Raw genomic sequence first — 16702 nt, forward strand, 5'->3', positions numbered from 1 at the left:
CGGAAGGCAGGTGAAGGCATTGGTGCCCGCGGGCCGCACGGTCCGCGGGCACCAGCGCCGGTCCCCGTGATCTCGTACATCATCCGCCGGCTGATCGCGGCAGTGATCCTGTTGCTGGTCGTCACCGCGGTCACGTTTTGTATCTTTTTCCTGCTGCCGAGAATCGCCGGCCAGTCCGCCGACCAGCTCGCGCAGCAGTACATCGGCAAGAGTCCCTCGGCCGCGGACATCGCGGCGGTCAAGCACAACCTCGGCCTGGACGAGCCCGTCTACATCCAGTACTGGCACTTCATCAAGGGGATCTTCGCGGGGTCCACCTACGACCTCGGCCCCACCACGGTCCACTGCAACGCGCCGTGCTTCGGCTACTCCTTCAAGAACCACGTCGCGGTGTGGCCCGAGCTGACCGACCGGCTGCCCATCACCCTGTCCCTGGCCGCGGGCGCCGCCGTCATCTGGCTGGTGTCCGGCGTCACGGTGGGGGTGATCTCGGCACTCAAGCCCGGATCGTTCTTCGACCGTGCCTTCATGGGCGTCGCCCTGGCCGGTGTCTCGCTGCCCATCTTCTTCACGGGCCAGCTGGCGCTGCTCGTCTTCACCTACCAGATTCCGATCTTCGGGCGAACATACGTACCGTTCACGGAAAATCCGGCGCAGTGGGCCAACACCCTGTTCCCGGCCTGGTGTTCACTCGCTCTGCTGTACTCCGCCATCTACGCCCGGCTGACCCGCTCGGGCATGCTCGAGACGATGAACGAGGACTTCATCCGCACCGCGCGTGCCAAGGGGCTGCGCGAGCGCACGGTGGTGGGCCGGCACGGCCTGCGCGCCGCACTCACCCCGATCGTCACCGTGTTCGGCATGGACGTCGGTCTGCTGCTCGGCGGCGCCGTGATCACCGAGAACGTGTTCTCGCTGCACGGCATCGGTGAGTACGCGGTACAGGGCATCACCGACAACGACCTGCCCAAGGTGCTCGGCGTGACCCTGCTCGCCGCGTTCTTCGTCGTCTTCTGCAATCTCCTGGTGGACCTTCTCTACGCCGCCGCCGACCCGCGGGTGAGGCTCTCGTGACCGAACTGTCCAAAACCGGTGCCGCCGTGGGCGAGCCGGTGGCCGCGGGCCCGGCCGCGCCCCCGACCGCGTTCCTCGAAGTGCGCGACCTCAAGGTGCACTTCCCGACCGACGACGGCCTGGTCAAGTCCGTCGACGGGCTCAGCTTCAAGCTGGACAAGGGCCAGACCCTGTCCATCGTGGGCGAGTCCGGGTCCGGCAAGTCCGTGACCTCGCTGGCGATCATGGGCCTGCACCGGCTCGGCGCGCGCGGCAAGAACGTGCAGATGTCCGGCGAGATCTGGCTCGACGGCCAGGAGCTGATCGGGGCCGCCCCGGACGACGTGCGCAGGCTCCGCGGCCGCGACATGGCGATGATCTTCCAGGACCCGTTGTCCGCGATGCACCCGTACTACACGGTCGGCAACCAGATCGTGGAGGGGTACCGCGTCCACAACGACGTGACCAAGAAGGTCGCGCGCAAGCGGGCCGTCGAACTCCTCGACCGCGTGGGCATTCCCGAGCCGGCCAAGCGCGTCGACAGCTATCCGCACGAGTTCTCCGGCGGTATGCGCCAGCGCGCGATGATCGCGATGTCGCTGGCGAACAACCCGCAGCTGCTCATCGCGGACGAGCCGACCACCGCCCTCGACGTCACCGTCCAGGCCCAGATCCTCGACCTGATCAGGGATCTGCAGAAGGAGTTCGAGTCCGCGGTCGTCCTCATCACCCACGACCTGGGTGTCGTCGCCGAGATCGCCGACCAGGTCCTGGTCATGTACGGCGGTCGCTGCGTCGAGCGCGGTCCCGTCGACAAGATCTTCGCCGAGCCGCAGCACCCGTACACCTGGGGCCTGCTCGGCTCGATGCCGCGCATCGACCGTGAGCAGACGGAGCGGCTCATCCCCGTCAAGGGCCAGCCGCCGTCCCTCATCAACGTCCCCTCGGGCTGCGCCTTCCACCCGCGCTGCCCCTACGCGGACCTGCCCAAGGGCGGCATCACCCGCACCCAGCGGCCCGAGCTGCACGAGGTCGGCAGCGACCACTTCTCCGCCTGCCACCTCAGCCCGGAGGACCGTACGCGGATCTGGACCGAAGAGATTGCGCCGAAGCTGTGAGTGAGCCCGTGAGCGAGACGAAGAAGGACGCAGGGGACACTGCGACGGCCACGGTCCCCGCACAGGCGGCGTCCCCCGAGGACCGGGAGGTGCTGCTCAAGGTCGAGGGCCTGGTCAAGCACTTCCCGATCAAGAAGGGGATCCTCCAGCGGCAGGTCGCCGCGGTGAAGGCCGTCGACGGGATCGACTTCGAGGTCCGCAAGGGCGAGACCCTGGGCGTCGTCGGCGAGTCCGGCTGCGGCAAGTCGACCATGGGCCGGGTCATCACGAAGCTGATCGAACCCACCGCCGGCCGGATCGAGTTCGAGGGCCAGGACATCACGCGCCTCGGCACGGGGGGCATGCGCCCGCTGCGCCGGGACATCCAGATGATCTTCCAGGACCCGTACGGCTCCCTGAACCCCCGGCACACCATCGGCTCGATCGTCTCGGCGCCGTTCCGGCTCCAGGGCGTGGAGCCCGAGGGCGGGGTGAAGAAGGAGGTCCAGCGCCTCCTGGAGCTGGTGGGCCTCAGCCCCGAGCACTTCAACCGCTACCCGCACGAGTTCTCCGGCGGCCAGCGCCAGCGCATCGGCATCGCCCGCGCGCTCGCGCTCAAGCCGAAGCTGGTCGTGGCGGACGAGCCGGTCTCCGCGCTCGACGTGTCGATCCAGGCGCAGGTCGTCAACCTCATGGACGACCTGCAGTCCGAGCTCGGCCTGACGTACGTGATCATCGCGCACGACCTCTCCGTCGTCCGCCATGTCTCGGACCGCATCGCGGTGATGTACCTCGGCAAGATTGTCGAACTCGCCGACCGCACCTCGCTGTACGAGGCGCCGATGCACCCGTACACCAAGGCCCTGATGTCGGCCGTGCCGGTGCCGGACCCCAAGCGCCGGGGTGCCAAGAGCGAGCGGATCCTGCTCAAGGGCGACGTGCCCTCGCCGATCTCGCCGCCGAGCGGCTGCCGCTTCCACACGCGGTGCTGGAAGGCGACGGAGATCTGCAGGACGGCCGAACCGCCGCTGCTCCAGCTCGCCCCCGGACGCCAGGTGGCCTGTCACCACCCGGAGAACGCCGAGGACCAGGCGCCGGGCGACACCAAGCTGCTCGCGGTCGCCAAGGAGGCGATCGAGGTGGTGACGCTGGCGCGGACGGAGGCGGACGACGCCGACGACGGGTCCGAGGTGCCGGCCAAGTCGGCGGCCGAGGAGTCGGCCGCGGAGCCGGCTGCGGATGCGGTTGAGGTGCCGGCTGAAGAGTCTGCCGATGCTCCCGAGGCGGATTCCGGCACCGGTGACGACAGTGGCGTACAGCCGTCGGACGACGCGGGTGACGCGGACGGGACGGACGAGGCACAGGGGTCGTCGGACACGTAGCGGGGATTTGACCGAGCAGGTCATGTACACGCCCTGACGGGAGAGTGCAGAGTCTGCGTGTCCCTTACATCGGAACACGCGTGAAGGGACGACTTATGGCACTCTCCCGTTCGGCACGTCTGGCGGCGGTCGCGACAGCGGCCGCCCCGTTCTGTCTGATCGCCGCGGCCCCGGCCCCCACCCCCGGCTCGGACGGCATCGGCGACCCGTACTTCCCGCAGCTCGGCAACGGCGGTTTCGACGCCACCCGCTACGACCTGAACGTGGCGTACGACCCCGCGACCGACCGCCTCGACGGCGTCACCACCGTCACCGCGCGCGCCACTCAGAACCTCTCCTCCTTCGACCTGGACCTCCAGAAGCTGACCGTCACCTCGGTCGAAGTGAACGGCAGACGCGCCCACTTCATGCGGCAACGCGCAGACCGCCGACTTCATCCGCCTTGCCGAGAAGGCCTCCGGGCAGGACCTCGACGGCCTCTTCCAGACGTGGCTCTACACGAAGGGCAAGCCCGCGCTGTAGGCCACGCGCCACACCTGGCTCGGGGCGGCACCCGGCCGTGCGTAACAATGTCGGGTGCTTCTGGAACTCTTCACCCCCTCCGTCCAGCACTGGCTGGACCTGGTCGGGATCTTCGTCTTCGCGATCTCCGGCGCCCTCCTCGCGGTCCGCAAGAACTTCGATGTCTTCGGCATCGCCGTTCTCGCCGAGGTCACCGCGCTGGGCGGGGGGCTGTTCCGCGACCTGGTCATCGGCGCCGTCCCGCCGGCCGCGTTCACCGACCTCGGGTACTTCCTGACCCCGCTGTTCGCCGCCGGCCTCGTGTTCTTCCTGCACCCGGAGGTGGAGCGCACCCAGGTAGCGGTGAACATCTTCGACGCGGCGGGCCTCGGCCTGTTCTGCGTCACCGGCACGGTCAAGGCGTACGACTACGGGCTCGGGCTCACGGCCTCCGCGGCGCTCGGCCTCGCGACCGCCGTGGGCGGCGGTGTGCTGCGCGACATCATCGCCAACGAGGTCCCGTCCCTGGTCCGCTGGGACCGCGACCTGTACGCGGTACCGGCGATCGTCGGCTCGACGATCATCGTCCTGTGCATCCGCTTCGACGCGCTGTCCGCGTTCAGCAGCGGCGCCGCGGTCATCACGGTGTTCGTGCTGCGGCTGCTCGCGATGCGCTACCACTGGCGGGCGCCACGGGCCTGGCACCGCAGGTCGTCGGCGACGGAGGTGCTGGAGGAGACGCCCTGACCTGGACTGTTATGCAGGTCGACCGCAAAAGCTACCGCTTAGTAGTTTTCTGTTGTACCGTACCTGCATGGCACAGGTATCGTCCGCCGCGCAGGCGGTCATCGGCGACAGTGAGTTCGACCGCGACACCGCGGTCACCCGGCGCGAGCCCGGTGTGTACGACATCGACCTCTCGGCCGGCTGGACGATCATCAGCGCCGTCAACGGCGGCTACCTGCTCGCCGTTCTCGGCCGCGCCCTCGGCGACGCGCTGCCGCACAGCGACCCGTTCACCATCTCCGCGCACTACCTGACCGCGTCCCGGCCCGGCCCCGCCGTGATCAGGACCGACGTCGTACGCACCGGCCGCACCCTCTCCACCGGCCAGGCCTCCCTCTTCCAGTACGACGACGAGGGCGCCGAGGTCGAGCGGATCCGCGTCCTCGCCTCCTACGGTGACCTTGACGCGCTCCCGGACGACGTCCGTACCACCGCGAAGCCCCCGCACTTCCCGCCGGTCGAGCAGTGCTTCGGCGCACAGGACGGCCCCACGCCGATCAAGGGCAGCTCCGCCATCACCGAGCGGCTCGCCCTCAAGCTCGATCCGGCCACGCTCGGCTGGGCGATCGGTTCGCCCTCCGGCAAGGGCGAGATGCGGGCCTGGTTCGGCCTCGCGGACGGGCGTGACGCGGACCCGCTCTCCCTGCTCCTCGCGGTGGACGCGCTGCCGCCGACCGCGTTCGAGATGGGCCTGACCGGCTGGGTCCCGACGGTCGAACTGACCGTCCACGTCCGCCACCGCCCCGCCCCCGGCCCCCTGCGTGTCTCCATCACCACCCGCAATCTCGCGGGCGGTTTCCTGGAGGAGGACGCCGAGGTCTGGGACAGCGAGGACCGTCTGGTGGCCCAGTCCCGGCAGCTCGCGCGCGCGAAGCTGAGCTGAACGGGGCGGCGGATCCGGGTGGGCTGAGCCCGGAGCCGTAGCGGCGTGCACCGGGTCGAGGTGAGCCCGTTGCCGTAGAGCGGCGGCGCCCCGGAGTCCAGCCGGCCGATGCCTGGGCCGTGTTGAAACGCCAGGTCAAGGACAGGCCGGAGGCCGTCGAGGCCACCGCGCGCGTGCGGCGCACCCACATCGACCTGTTCCTGCGGCTGGGCGGCAACGCGCTGACCGCGCCGCCCGCCGACGACGGGCCGCAGCGAGTGGATCACCGTGCGCCTCGGCTACGGGTAGGTGCGCGAGGCGCGCTCGCTCCTGCCCTTCGCCGACAACGTCGAGGTCGCCGGCCCGCCCGAGACCCGGGAGGAACTCGCCCGCTGCGGCGCCGCGATCACCGCCGTGTACGGTCCGCCCACAGGAACTCCGTGACAGCACCGGTCAGTTCGGCGGGTGCGTCTTCCTGCACGAGATGCCCCGCGCCCTCGATCAGCCGCAGTTCGGCGCCGGGGATCAGCTTCGCCAGTTCGTGCCCGCGCGCGACCGGGATCCAGGTGTCCTGCGTGCCCCAGCAGATCAGCACAGGCAGGTCCAACTCCCCGTACCGGCCCTGGATCTCGTCGGTGAAGCGCTGGTCGTTCTGCTCGATCTGACGGTAGAACGCGGGCTGTCCCTCCGGCGTGCACCAGGGGGCGACCAGCCGGTCGAGGGTGGCCGGGTGCAGGCCCCGGTGGCTCGCCGACCTGATGTACTCGCGCACGAGCGCCTCGTGCAGGGCCGGCGGGAGCTGGGCGAACACGTCGGCGTGCGCGCCGAGATGGCGGTACGTGGGGGAGCCCCAGGGGGTGAGCGCCACCGGGTCGACAAGCGCGAGCCGCTCGTAGCGCGCGCCGTGCAGCAGCCGGGCGCGCAGCGCGACACAGCCGCCGAAGTCATGGGCGACGACGGCGGGTTCGGCGCCGGGCCGGTCCAGGCCCCAGTGCCCGAGCAGCTCGGTCAGGACGCGGGCGTGGGCGGCGAGGGTGACGTCCTGCCCGTCGTGTTTCGCCGAGGCGCCGTACCCGGGCAGATCCGCTACGTAGACGCGATGCCGGGCGGCGAGCGCGCGGGCCGGGCCGCGCCAGACGTACGAGGAGAAGGGCGTGCCGTGGACGAGGACGACCGGCGGCGCGTCCGCCGGGCCGAGCACGGCCCAGGCGACGTCGCCGGACGAACTGGCATAGGAGCGGTCGAGATTCCAGTCGGCGGTCATGCATGTCAGGCTAGGGGGTGTCCCGGCTGGGGCGCGGGGACTTGGGCGCCGGTGGGTGGTGGCCCGTGGCCGGCGGCGGTCAGTCAAGCCAGTGCGCCCTGCCGAGGTTGACGAGGCGCAACTGCCGTGTGGCGACGTCGATCGCCGCGTCCATACGCTCCGGCGGGGTCTCCAGGAAGACGGACGCGGTCATCACCATGTGCTCGACGTAGTGCCACGCCAGCATCCGCAGGTCGTCCTGGCTCCAGCCGGCGGACACCGGGTCCGCGGCAAGACCCTCGGCCACCTCCTCGGCGAACCGCGCGAGCTGCCCGCCGATGGCGTCCCGCACGCGCTGGACGCCGCCGTGCCGCTCACGCGCGATGAAGCGCACGTGGGAGGGGTGTGTGCGGACCAGACGGGCGATCAACTCGACTGTCCGGCCCAGACGTTCCTCGTTGCTGCCCGTCGTGGTCAGCATCGTGGTGATCGTCTCGTGCAGGCTGCCGAGCGCCTCCTCGACGAGCGCGACGCCGAGCTCGGCCGTCGAGTCGAAGTGCCGGTAGAACGCGGTCGGAGCGACCCCGACGGCCCGGGTGACCTCGCGCAGCCCCAGGCTCGACAGGCTCTGGTCCTCGAGCAGCTCCAACGCCGCGTCGAGCAGCGCCTGTCGGGTCTTCTGCTTCTGGGCCTGCCGGATGCCGAGGGTGTGACTCATGCCATGCAGTTAACACTTGTTCTCTGTAATTCGGAAGCCGCGTGCGCGCTAGACTCAAGAGTCAGTGAACGGTTGTAATCCTAACCGTCACCGACCCGACCATGAGAGGCACTCATGCTGTTCCTCGTAGCCGCCCTGCTTCTGCTGGGCGTCGCGCTGGGCTCCGTGGCCCACGCGCCTCTTCCCGTCACCCTCGCCGCCGCCGCCGTCATCGGCATCTGGCTGGTTGTCTTCGCCGTGCGCGAGCGGACCGCCCGGCGACGTCACCAGCACTGATCCATCAGCCTGATCACGCCTGATCACGCCTGAACCAAGAGGGGGTACCACCATGAACATCACCGCTGACACCAGTGCCGGCACCGGCACCAGCACCAGCACCAGCACCAGCACCCACGCCGACGCGGTGGCCGGCACGGCCCCTGCGGAGCAGCCCCGCACCGGTGCGCGCGACGCCGACGGAATGGCCGTCGCCTCGTTCGTCCTCGGGCTGCTCGGACTGCTCGTCCTCAACCTCTTCCTCGGCCCGATCGCCATCGTGCTCGCCGGTCTCGCCCTCATGCGCGGCACCGCCCGCCGTGGCCGCGCGCTGCTCGGACTCGGGCTCGGAATCGCCGACCTGGCGGTCCTCGCGGCGTTCGTCGCGACCGATCACACGCTGTCCTGGAGCCTCACGGGCTGACACCTTTGACGCTCTGCGTGGGACGGGACCCCACGCGGCGCGGAGCACCGGGACAGGGGCTCGTAGAATCGAGCCCACCATGGCTTACCTCGACCACGCCGCGACCACTCCGATGCTCCCGGAGGCCGTCGAGGTGATGACCGCCCAGCTCGCCCTCACCGGCAACGCGTCCTCGCTGCACGCAGCGGGCCGGCGCGCCCGACGCACCGTCGAGGAGTCCCGCGAGACCCTCGCCGAATCCCTCGGCGCCCGCCCCAGTGAGGTCGTCTTCACCTCGGGCGGTACCGAGGCCGACAACCTCGCGGTGAAGGGCCTGTACTGGTCCCGCCGGGACGCGGACCCCGCCCGCACCCGCGTCCTCGCCAGCCCCGTCGAACACCACGCGGTCCTCGACGCCGTGCACTGGCTCGGCGAACACGAGGGCGCCGCCGTCGAATACCTGCCCGTCGACGCGTACGGGCGCGTGCACCCGGACGCCCTGCGCGAGGCGATCGCCCGCAACCCCGACGACGTGGCCCTCGCCACCGTCATGTGGGCGAACAACGAGATCGGCACGATCCAGCCCGTACGTGAACTCGCCGACGTGGCCGCCGAGTTCGGCGTCCCGCTGCACGCCGACGCCGTCCAGGCCTTCGGTCAGATCCCCGTCGACTTCGCAGCGTCCGGCCTCGCCGCGATGACCGTCTCCGGCCACAAGATCGGCGGCCCGTACGGCATCGGGGCGCTCCTCCTGGGCCGCGAGTACACCCCCGTACCCGTGCTCCACGGCGGCGGCCAGGAGCGGCATGTGCGCTCCGGGACGCTCGACGTGCCGGCCGTCGCCGCCTTCGCCGTCGCCGGACGGCTCGCCGCCGAACAGCGTGAGTGGTTCGCCCGCGAGATCGGGGGACTGCGCGACGACCTGGTCGACGCCGTGCGCGCGGCCGTCCCCGAGGCGATCCTCGGCGGCGACCCGGCCCCCGGCGGCCGGCTGCCCGCCAACGCCCACTTCACCTTCCCCGGGTGCGAGGGCGACTCCCTGCTGCTGCTCCTGGACGCGCAGGGCATCGAGTGCTCCACCGGCTCCGCGTGCACGGCCGGTGTGGCGCAGCCCAGCCACGTACTGCTGGCCACCGGCACGGACCCGGACCTGGCCCGCGGCACCCTGCGCTTCTCCCTCGGCCACACGTCGACCGAGGCGGACGTAGCAGCGGTGGCGGACGCGATCGGACCGGCGGTGGAGCGGGCCAGGACGGCCGGGCTGAGCTGACGGCCGGGCTCGGCTGACGGCCCGGGCTGAGCCAGGACGCCTTACGCCTTGGCCGTGCGCCCCTCTTCATGGGCGCGCTTCACCAGGCGCATGTACCGGTCCCAGTCCCAGTGCGGGCCCGGATCGGTGTGGTCCGTGCCCGGCACCTCGACATGCCCGATGATGTGCCGCCGGTCGACAGGTATCCCGTAGCGCCTGCATATCCCGGCGGTGAGTCGCGCGGAGGACGCGTACATGGCGTCCGTGAAGTCGGCCGGGCGGTCCACGAACCCCTCGTGCTCGATCCCCACACTGCGCTCGTTGAATTCCTTGTTCCCCGCGTGGAACGCCACGTCCAGCTCGCGGATCATCTGCGCTATGTGGCCGTCCTTGCGCACCACGTAGTGCGCGGCCGCCCCGTGCCACGGGTCCCTGAAGACCTTCAGCGTCCCCTGGTAGCTGCCCTGTGTGACATGGATGATCACGCGGTCGATCATGTAGTCGGCGGGGCGGTCCGCCCGCCGCCAGTTCGCCGCCGCCGCGGCCACCCACTCCGCGCCCCTGAAGTCGACCTCGCCGGCCTTGCGCGGCTTGTCGATGCCGGGCATCTGCCACCACATGTGCGCCAGGTCGCTGCGGGCGAGCAGGCCCACACCGACGGCCGTCGCCGCGCCGCCGATCAGCAGCGTCCGCCGGCTGACCCCCCGGTCACCGTCGCGCTTCGCGCGGCCCCCGGACTTCTGCCGCGACTTCCCCTGTGCTCCCACGACCCGCCCCCCCGTTCACGTCGTACGAGATCCACAACGGATACTCGCGGGATTCGGTTCCCGCGGCCCCGTACCCTGTTAGAGCTATGACTTCGCAGACTCCGCAGAGCACCCGCCCCCTTCGCGTCCTCGCCGCCATGTCGGGCGGCGTGGACTCCGCCGTCGCCGCCGCCCGCGCGGCGGAAGCGGGCCACGACGTGACGGGCGTCCACCTCGCCCTCTCGGCGAACCCGCAGTCGTTCCGCACCGGAGCCCGCGGCTGTTGCACCGTGGAGGACTCCCGTGACGCCCGCAGGGCCGCCGATGTCATCGGCATCCCCTTCTACGTCTGGGACCTCGCCGAGCGCTTCCGCGAGGACGTCGTCGACGACTTCGTCGCCGAGTACGAGGCCGGGCGTACCCCGAACCCGTGCCTGCGCTGCAACGAGAAGATCAAGTTCGCCGCGCTCCTCGACAAGGCGCTCGCCCTGGGCTTCGACGCGGTCGCCACGGGCCACTACGCGAAGGTGGTCGAGCACGCGGACGGCACCCGCGAGCTGCACCGCGCCTCCGACATGGCCAAGGACCAGTCGTACGTCCTCGGAGTGCTCGACGACCGCCAGCTCGCGCACGCCCTGTTCCCCCTCGGCGACACGGTCACGACGAAGGACGAGATCCGCGCGGAGGCCGAGCGGCGCGGCCTCGCGGTCGCCAAGAAGCCCGACTCGCACGACATCTGTTTCATCGCGGACGGCGACACCCAGGGCTTCCTCGCGTCGCGCCTGGGCAAGGCAGAGGGCGACATCGTCGACGAGACGGGCAGCAAGGTCGGCACGCACGAGGGCGCGTACGGCTTCACGATCGGCCAGCGCAAGGGCCTGCGCATCGGCACTCCAGCCCCCGACGGCAAGCCGCGCTACGTCCTGGACATCTCGCCGGTGAACAACACGGTGACGGTCGGCCCCGTCGGCTCCCTCGACGTCACCGCGCTTACCGCCATCAAGCCCCGCTGGTGCGGCACGGCTCCCTCGGGACCGGGTACGTACACCGCGCAGCTGCGCGCCCACGGCGACGAGACACCGGTGACGGCGGAGCTGATCGACGGCACCCTGACCGTCACCTTCGACGAACCCGTACGCGGTGTCGCCCCCGGCCAGGCCATCGTGCTCTACGACGGCACGCGCGTGGTCGGCTCGGCGACGATCGCGACGACCACGCGCGCGAAGACGGCTGCCTAAGGGCTGACCGGGCCTACGCCGGGAAGAAGTCGGTGAGCGGCGGACCGAGCGCGTCCGGATCCACCGCGTGGGTCTGGCCGTCCAGCCGTCGGGAGAGTTCGTCCTCTTGTCCATGTCTGTGAGGACTCCCTCGCCCGGCGGAACTCGTCACGCGGTCAGACGGTCTCCACCTCGTAGAAGCACAGGTGGTCCTTGATCTCGGCCACGTCCGGCTTCGGGTCCGGGTAGGCCCACACCAGGTCGGGGGCGTCCGGCAGGGACCAGTAGGACGCCGTTCCCTTGAAGGGGCAGTACGTCTGTGTGTCGGACGGGGTCAGCAGGTCCGTGCGGACGTCCGCCGGCGGGATGTAGTAACGCACCGGACAGCCCGTCTCGCGCAGCAGCAGCGGGCGGGCGCTCTGCGCGAGCACCACCCCGCCGTGGACTACGCGTACGGAACCGGTGCCCTGCTCGATCGTGATCGTGTGTCCATCAGCCATACCTGCGACAGCACCGGCAAGGCCGCCGTTCTTCCCCCGTACGGTAGGACGCATGAACATCTGCGTCTTCCTCTCCGCCGCCGACCTCGCCGCCCGCTACACCCGACCCGCCCGTGAGTTCGCCGAACTTCTCGGCAAGGGCGGGCACACGCTCGTATGGGGCGGTTCGGAGAGCGGGCTCATGAAGGTGGTCGCGGACGGCGTCCAGGAGGCCGGAGGGCGCCTCGTGGGCGTCTCCGTGGACTTCCTGGCCGCCAAGGCGCGCACGAACGCCGACGAGATGGTGATCGCCCGCGACCTCGCCGAACGCAAGGCGCTCCTCCTGGAGAAGGCCGACGCCGTCGTGATCATGGTGGGCGGCACGGGCACGCTCGACGAGGCCACCGAGATCCTGGAGCTGAAGAAGCACGGCAGGACCACCAAGCCGGTCGTCCTGCTGAACTCGGCGGGCTTCTACGACGGCCTCAAGGAGCAGTTCCGGCGCATGGAGGACGAGGGGTTCCTGCCGGTGCCGCTCACCGAACTCGTCTTCTTCGCCGAGGAGCCCGTCGGCGCGCTGGCCTACCTGGAGGAAACAGTCGGCACGCTCTGATGCGAGCATGGCCCGTATGGCAACACATGTGATCACCGGGGCCGGATCAGGTATCGGCGCGGCCGTGGCGCGCCGTCTGCACGCACGCGGGGACGAACTCGTCCTCCACGCGCGCGACGCGGCCCGCGCCAAGCAACTCGCGGCCCAGTTCCGCGGATCGGGCACACTCGTCGGCGACCTCGCCGACCCGGACAAGCTCTCCTGGGCGTTCTCGCACCAGTCCCTGCCCGACCGGGTGGACTCGCTGCTGCACATCGCGGGCGTCGTCGACCTCGGCCCGGTCGGCGAGCTCACCCCCAAGTCGTGGCGCCACCAGCTGAACGTGAACCTGGTCGCCCCCGCCGAACTGACCCGCCATTTCCTGCCCCAGCTCCGCGTCGCCCACGGCCACGTGATCTTCGTCAACTCGGGTGCGGGCCTCAGCGCGCACGCCGACTGGTCCGCGTACGCCGCCTCCAAGCACGGCCTGAAGGCGCTCGCCGACTCCCTGCGCCAGGAGGAGCACGGCAACGGCGTGCGGGTCACGTCGGTCTACCCGGGCCGCACGGCCAGCGCGATGCAGGTCAAGGTGCACCAGCAGGAGGGCAAGCCGTACGACGCCGCTCGCTGGATCGACCCCGAGTCGGTCGCCACGACGATCGTCATGGCGCTCGACCTGCCGCGCGACGCCGAGGTCAACGACCTCACGGTGCGCCCGGGCCGCTGAGTTCCCCGGCGGGTTCCGCCCGCCCGCGGCGCGTTACGTACGCTTCGCGGGTGAGCGAAAACAGCAAGTTCAGGCCGGGGCCCGCCACCGGTGTCGGATCGATGCCCGGTGGCGACGCGCGCGAGGCGGCCAAGACGGTCACCGGCAGTGTCGAGGAGTTCCCGTATCTGGCGGAACTGCCCGCCCGCGGACCCGGCGCCGACATGATCGGCCGGACCGCCGGACTGCTCGTCGAGCTGTACGCGCGCGTGGAGCCCAGCGGCTGGCGGCTCGGGGACCGGCCGGGCCGCGACACCCGGCGGGCCCGGTCCTGGATGGGCGAGGACCTGGACGCGCTCGAGGAGTTCACGCAGGGCTACCAGGGGCCCTTGAAGGTGCAGGCGGTCGGCCCCTGGACACTTGCCGCCGCCCTGGAACTGCGCAACGGAGAGGTCGCCCTCTCCGACGAGGGCGCCTGCCGGGACCTCGCCGGCTCGCTCGCCGAGGGCCTGCGCCTCCACCTCGACGACGTGCGCCGCCGCGTCCCCGGCGCCGAGATCGTGCTCCAGCTCGACGAGCCGTCCCTCATCGCCGTACTGCGCGGCCAGGTCAGGACCGCCAGCGGATACCGCACCCACCGCGCCGTCGACCGCCAGCTCGTGGAGAGCACGCTCCGCGAGGTCGTCTCGGTCCACGACGGGCCCGTCGTCGTGCACTCCTGCGCCCCCGACGTCCCGTTCGCCCTGCTGCGCCGCGCGGGCGCCGACGCCATCTCCTTCGACTTCTCGCTGCTCACCGAACGTGACGACGACGCGGTCGGTGAGGCCGTCGAGGCCGGAACGCGGCTCTTCGCCGGTGTCGTGCCGGGCACGGACAGCCCTTTGTCAGACCCCGCCGATATCGTCATGGGAGTCAGGACGCTGTGGCGCAGGCTGGGGCTGAATCCCGGCTCCCTCGCGGAGTCGGTCACGGTCACACCGTCGTGCGGGCTCGCGGGGGCCTCTCCCGCGTACGCGCGCGCCGCGCTCGCCCACTGCGTCCGGGCGGCGAGATCACTCGCGGACAACCCAGAGTGACGGCTCGGGATCCGCACAGGGACAAACGGGAGGACGAGACGGTGGCCGGCGAACAGCAGCACGCACAGCCCGCAGAGGTGCCCACGACGGCACGGGAGCAGCACGCGCAGCTCGCCGAGCAGATCGAGGAGCACCGCTTCAGGTACTACGTGAAGGACCAGCCGGTCATCAGCGACGGCGAGTTCGACAAACTCCTGCGCTCCCTGGAGGCGCTGGAGGAGCAGTACCCCGAGCTGCGCACCCCCGACTCGCCGACCCAGAAGGTCGCGGGCTCGTACGCGCCGGTGTCCACGACGTTCACGGCCGTCGAGCACCGCGAACGCATGCTCTCCCTCGACAACGCCTTCGACGACGCCGAGTTGGCCGCCTGGGCGGACCGCATCGCCCGGGACGTCGGCACGTCCGACTACCACTTCCTGTGCGAACTCAAGATCGACGGCCTCGCGGTCAACCTCACGTACGAGGACGGCAGGCTCACCCGCGCCGCCACCCGCGGCGACGGCCGCACCGGCGAGGACATCACGCCCAACGTGCGCACGATCGCCGAGATCCCCCACCGCCTCAAGGGCGACCGCGTCCCGGCGCTCGTGGAGATCCGCGGCGAAGTCTTCTTCCCCATGGAGAGGTTCGAGGAGCTCAACGCGCGCCTGGTCGAGGCCGGGGACAAGCCCTTCGCCAACCCCCGCAACGCGGCGGCGGGTTCGCTCCGTCAGAAGGACCCCCGCGTCACCGCGACCCGCCCGCTCCACATGGTCGTCCACGGCATCGGCGCCCGCGAGGGCTTCGACATCGACCGCCTCTCCCAGGCCTACGAGCTGCTGCACGAATGGGGCCTGCCCACCGCCCGGCACAACAGGGTGGTCGACGGCGTCGAGGACGTACGGGAGTTCATCGCCCACTACGGGCAGAACCGCCACTCCATCGTCGAGCACGAGATCGACGGCGCCGTCGTCAAGCTCGACGAGATCCCCCTCCAGGGCCGCCTCGGCTCCACCTCGCGCGCGCCGCGCTGGGCCATCGCCTGGAAGTACCCGCCGGAGGAGGTCAACACCAAGCTGGTCAACATCCGCGTGGGGGTGGGCCGCACCGGCCGCGTCACGCCGTACGCGCAGGTCGAACCGGTCACCGTGGCCGGCTCGGAGGTCGAGTTCGCGACCCTGCACAACCAGGACGTCGTCAAGAAGAAGGGCGTCCTCATCGGCGACACCGTCGTCCTGCGGAAGGCCGGCGACGTCATCCCCGAGATCCTCGGCCCGGTCGCCGACCTGCGCGACGGCAGCGAGCGGGAGTTCGTGATGCCCGCCCAGTGCCCCGAGTGCGGCACCCCGCTGCGGGCCATGAAGGAGGGCGACATCGACCTCCGCTGCCCGAACGCCCGGTCCTGCCCGGCCCAGTTGCGCGAGCGCCTCTTCTATCTCGCGGGCCGCAAGTCCCTCGACATCGAGAACTTCGGCTACGTGGCGGCCGCCGCCCTCACCAAGCCCCTGGAGCCGTCCGAGCCGGCACTCTCCGACGAGGGCGACCTGTTCGACCTCACCATCGAGCAGCTGCTGCCGATCAGGGCGTACGTCCTCGACCAGGACAGCGGACTGCCCAAGCGGGACCCGAAGACCGGCGAGGAGAAGATCGCCACGGTCTTCGCCAACCAGCAGGGCGAGCCCCGCAAGAACGCCCTGTCCATGCTGGAGAACATCGCGGCGGCCAAGGAGCGGCCCCTCGCCCGCGTCATCACCGGCCTGTCCGTCCGCCATGTCGGTCCCGTCGCCGCCGAGGCACTGGCCCGCGAGTTCCGCTCCATCGACCGCATCGAGCAGGCCACCGAGGAGGAGCTCGCCGCCACCGACGGCGTCGGGCCGATCATCGCTGCCTCGCTCAAGCAGTGGTTCGCCGAGGACTGGCACCGCGAGATCCTGCGCAAGTGGCGGGCCGCCGGGGTCCGGATGGAGGAGGAGGGCGCAGGCGAGGACCAGGGCCCGCGCCCGCTCGAAGGCCTCACGGTCGTCGTCACCGGCACGCTCGAGCACCACACCCGAGATGGCGCGAAAGAGGCCCTGCAGAGCAGAGGGGCCAAGGTGACGGGCTCCGTTTCCAAGAAGACCTCCTTCGTCGTAGTGGGGGACAATCCGGGCTCCAAGTACGACAAGGCGATGCAGCTGAAGGTTCCGGTTCTGAACGAGGACGGGTTCGCCGTCCTGCTCGAACAGGGGCCGGAGGCGGCGGCGGACGCTGCGCTTCCGACCGAGGAGTAGCGGTTGAAGGCCACCCGTTCGGCGCATACCAGATGCATACGGGTGGCTGGGGCGCATTCGGGCAACCGTGGTCGACCGGTGCCCCTGG

The 16702-nt window shown here is 70.7% G+C and carries 17 protein-coding genes and 1 pseudogene; 14 read left to right on the forward strand and 4 right to left on the reverse strand.

What is annotated here, in order from left to right:
- The first annotated feature begins 66 nt into the window (after positions 1-66).
- The 6 genes and pseudogenes from ACY0PA_RS28915 to ACY0PA_RS28940 all read left to right on the forward strand — a co-directional run bounded on the left by ACY0PA_RS28915 (position 67) and on the right by ACY0PA_RS28940 (position 5702).
- Positions 67-1074, forward strand: coding sequence for an ABC transporter permease (locus ACY0PA_RS28915; RefSeq protein ID WP_473080489.1), 1008 nt, complete (start codon positions 67-69; stop codon positions 1072-1074).
- Positions 1071-2171, forward strand: a complete 1101-nt coding sequence (locus ACY0PA_RS28920) for an ABC transporter ATP-binding protein (protein WP_473080490.1) — start codon at positions 1071-1073, stop codon at positions 2169-2171. Before ACY0PA_RS28915 ends, ACY0PA_RS28920 begins: the two co-directional genes overlap by 4 nt.
- Before the next feature lie 8 nt (positions 2172-2179).
- Positions 2180-3532, forward strand: a complete 1353-nt coding sequence (locus ACY0PA_RS28925) for an ABC transporter ATP-binding protein (protein WP_473080491.1) — start codon at positions 2180-2182, stop codon at positions 3530-3532.
- A gap of 95 nt (positions 3533-3627) precedes the next feature.
- Positions 3628-3999 (forward strand): annotated as a pseudogene (locus ACY0PA_RS28930) (M1 family peptidase); the annotation flags it as partial.
- A 109-nt stretch (positions 4000-4108) separates the two neighbouring features.
- Positions 4109-4780 (forward strand): trimeric intracellular cation channel family protein, encoded by a 672-nt coding sequence (locus tag ACY0PA_RS28935; protein WP_473080492.1) that lies wholly within the window; start codon positions 4109-4111, stop codon positions 4778-4780.
- Positions 4781-4847: 67 nt separating this feature from the next.
- A complete protein-coding gene (locus ACY0PA_RS28940; protein WP_473080493.1) occupies positions 4848-5702 on the forward strand; it encodes a thioesterase family protein in 855 nt (284 codons plus the stop codon).
- A 385-nt stretch (positions 5703-6087) separates the two neighbouring features.
- Here the strand turns inward: ACY0PA_RS28940 and ACY0PA_RS28945 are convergent, their stop codons facing one another.
- On the reverse strand, positions 6088-6945 hold the full coding sequence (locus tag ACY0PA_RS28945) for an alpha/beta fold hydrolase (protein WP_473080494.1): 858 nt from the start codon (positions 6943-6945) through the stop codon (positions 6088-6090).
- 79 nt (positions 6946-7024) lie between these two features.
- Positions 7025-7642, reverse strand: a complete 618-nt coding sequence (locus ACY0PA_RS28950) for a TetR family transcriptional regulator (RefSeq protein WP_326773996.1) — start codon at positions 7640-7642, stop codon at positions 7025-7027.
- 114 nt (positions 7643-7756) lie between these two features.
- Here ACY0PA_RS28950 and ACY0PA_RS28955 point away from each other — a divergent pair, with 114 nt between their 5' ends.
- From ACY0PA_RS28955 to ACY0PA_RS28965, 3 genes are all read left to right on the forward strand, one after another.
- Positions 7757-7918, forward strand: coding sequence for a hypothetical protein (locus ACY0PA_RS28955; protein ID WP_473080495.1), 162 nt, complete (start codon positions 7757-7759; stop codon positions 7916-7918).
- A 184-nt stretch (positions 7919-8102) separates the two neighbouring features.
- Positions 8103-8321, forward strand: coding sequence for a DUF4190 domain-containing protein (locus tag ACY0PA_RS28960; RefSeq protein WP_453654200.1), 219 nt, complete (start codon positions 8103-8105; stop codon positions 8319-8321).
- 79 nt (positions 8322-8400) lie between these two features.
- Positions 8401-9570 carry a cysteine desulfurase family protein gene (locus ACY0PA_RS28965; protein WP_473080496.1) on the forward strand — a complete coding sequence of 390 codons (1170 nt, stop codon included), beginning with the start codon at positions 8401-8403 and terminating at the stop codon, positions 9568-9570.
- Between the two features lie 41 nt (positions 9571-9611).
- Here the strand turns inward: ACY0PA_RS28965 and ACY0PA_RS28970 are convergent, their stop codons facing one another.
- Positions 9612-10316, reverse strand: coding sequence for an N-acetylmuramoyl-L-alanine amidase (locus ACY0PA_RS28970; protein ID WP_473080497.1), 705 nt, complete (start codon positions 10314-10316; stop codon positions 9612-9614).
- Positions 10317-10402: 86 nt separating this feature from the next.
- Here ACY0PA_RS28970 and mnmA point away from each other — a divergent pair, with 86 nt between their 5' ends.
- Complete coding sequence (mnmA, locus tag ACY0PA_RS28975) at positions 10403-11533, forward strand: tRNA 2-thiouridine(34) synthase MnmA (protein ID WP_383090443.1); 1131 nt, start codon at positions 10403-10405, stop codon at positions 11531-11533.
- Between the two features lie 155 nt (positions 11534-11688).
- Here mnmA and ACY0PA_RS28980 read toward each other — a convergent pair whose 3' ends face one another.
- The gene (locus tag ACY0PA_RS28980; RefSeq protein ID WP_100598279.1) at positions 11689-12012 is read right to left on the reverse strand and encodes a DUF427 domain-containing protein; all 324 of its coding nucleotides are present in this window, start codon (positions 12010-12012) and stop codon (positions 11689-11691) included.
- A 52-nt stretch (positions 12013-12064) separates the two neighbouring features.
- Between ACY0PA_RS28980 and ACY0PA_RS28985 the strand changes: the two genes are divergently transcribed.
- The 4 genes from ACY0PA_RS28985 to ligA are packed head-to-tail and all read left to right on the forward strand — an operon-like array spanning position 12065 to position 16614.
- Positions 12065-12604 (forward strand): LOG family protein, encoded by a 540-nt coding sequence (locus ACY0PA_RS28985; RefSeq protein WP_473080498.1) that lies wholly within the window; start codon positions 12065-12067, stop codon positions 12602-12604.
- Between the two features lie 7 nt (positions 12605-12611).
- Positions 12612-13310, forward strand: a complete 699-nt coding sequence (locus ACY0PA_RS28990) for an SDR family oxidoreductase (protein ID WP_473080499.1) — start codon at positions 12612-12614, stop codon at positions 13308-13310.
- A 50-nt stretch (positions 13311-13360) separates the two neighbouring features.
- On the forward strand, positions 13361-14365 hold the full coding sequence (locus ACY0PA_RS28995) for a methionine synthase (RefSeq protein WP_473080500.1): 1005 nt from the start codon (positions 13361-13363) through the stop codon (positions 14363-14365).
- Positions 14366-14406: 41 nt separating this feature from the next.
- Complete coding sequence (ligA, locus tag ACY0PA_RS29000; RefSeq protein WP_473080501.1) at positions 14407-16614, forward strand: NAD-dependent DNA ligase LigA; 2208 nt, start codon at positions 14407-14409, stop codon at positions 16612-16614.
- The last annotated feature ends 88 nt before the right edge of the window (positions 16615-16702 follow it).

It is taken from the genome of Streptomyces sp. DS1-CR2, from assembly GCF_055760475.1.

Bases quoted from the DNA above. Each gene is read 5' to 3' on its own strand.
- ACY0PA_RS28955 (WP_473080495.1), top strand. From the start codon at position 7,757: ATGCTGTTCCTCGTAGCCGCCCTGCTTCTGCTGGGCGTCGCGCTGGGC.
- ACY0PA_RS28950 (WP_326773996.1), bottom strand. From the start codon at position 7,642: ATGAGTCACACCCTCGGCATCCGGCAGGCCCAGAAGCAGAAGACCCGA.
- ACY0PA_RS28960 (WP_453654200.1), top strand. From the start codon at position 8,103: ATGGCCGTCGCCTCGTTCGTCCTCGGGCTGCTCGGACTGCTCGTCCTC.
- ACY0PA_RS28985 (WP_473080498.1), top strand. From the start codon at position 12,065: ATGAACATCTGCGTCTTCCTCTCCGCCGCCGACCTCGCCGCCCGCTAC.
- ACY0PA_RS28980 (WP_100598279.1), bottom strand. From the start codon at position 12,012: ATGGCTGATGGACACACGATCACGATCGAGCAGGGCACCGGTTCCGTA.
- ACY0PA_RS28990 (WP_473080499.1), top strand. From the start codon at position 12,612: ATGGCCCGTATGGCAACACATGTGATCACCGGGGCCGGATCAGGTATC.
- ACY0PA_RS28945 (WP_473080494.1), bottom strand. From the start codon at position 6,945: ATGACCGCCGACTGGAATCTCGACCGCTCCTATGCCAGTTCGTCCGGC.
- mnmA (WP_383090443.1), top strand. From the start codon at position 10,403: ATGACTTCGCAGACTCCGCAGAGCACCCGCCCCCTTCGCGTCCTCGCC.
- ACY0PA_RS28940 (WP_473080493.1), top strand. From the start codon at position 4,848: ATGGCACAGGTATCGTCCGCCGCGCAGGCGGTCATCGGCGACAGTGAG.
- ACY0PA_RS28965 (WP_473080496.1), top strand. From the start codon at position 8,401: ATGGCTTACCTCGACCACGCCGCGACCACTCCGATGCTCCCGGAGGCC.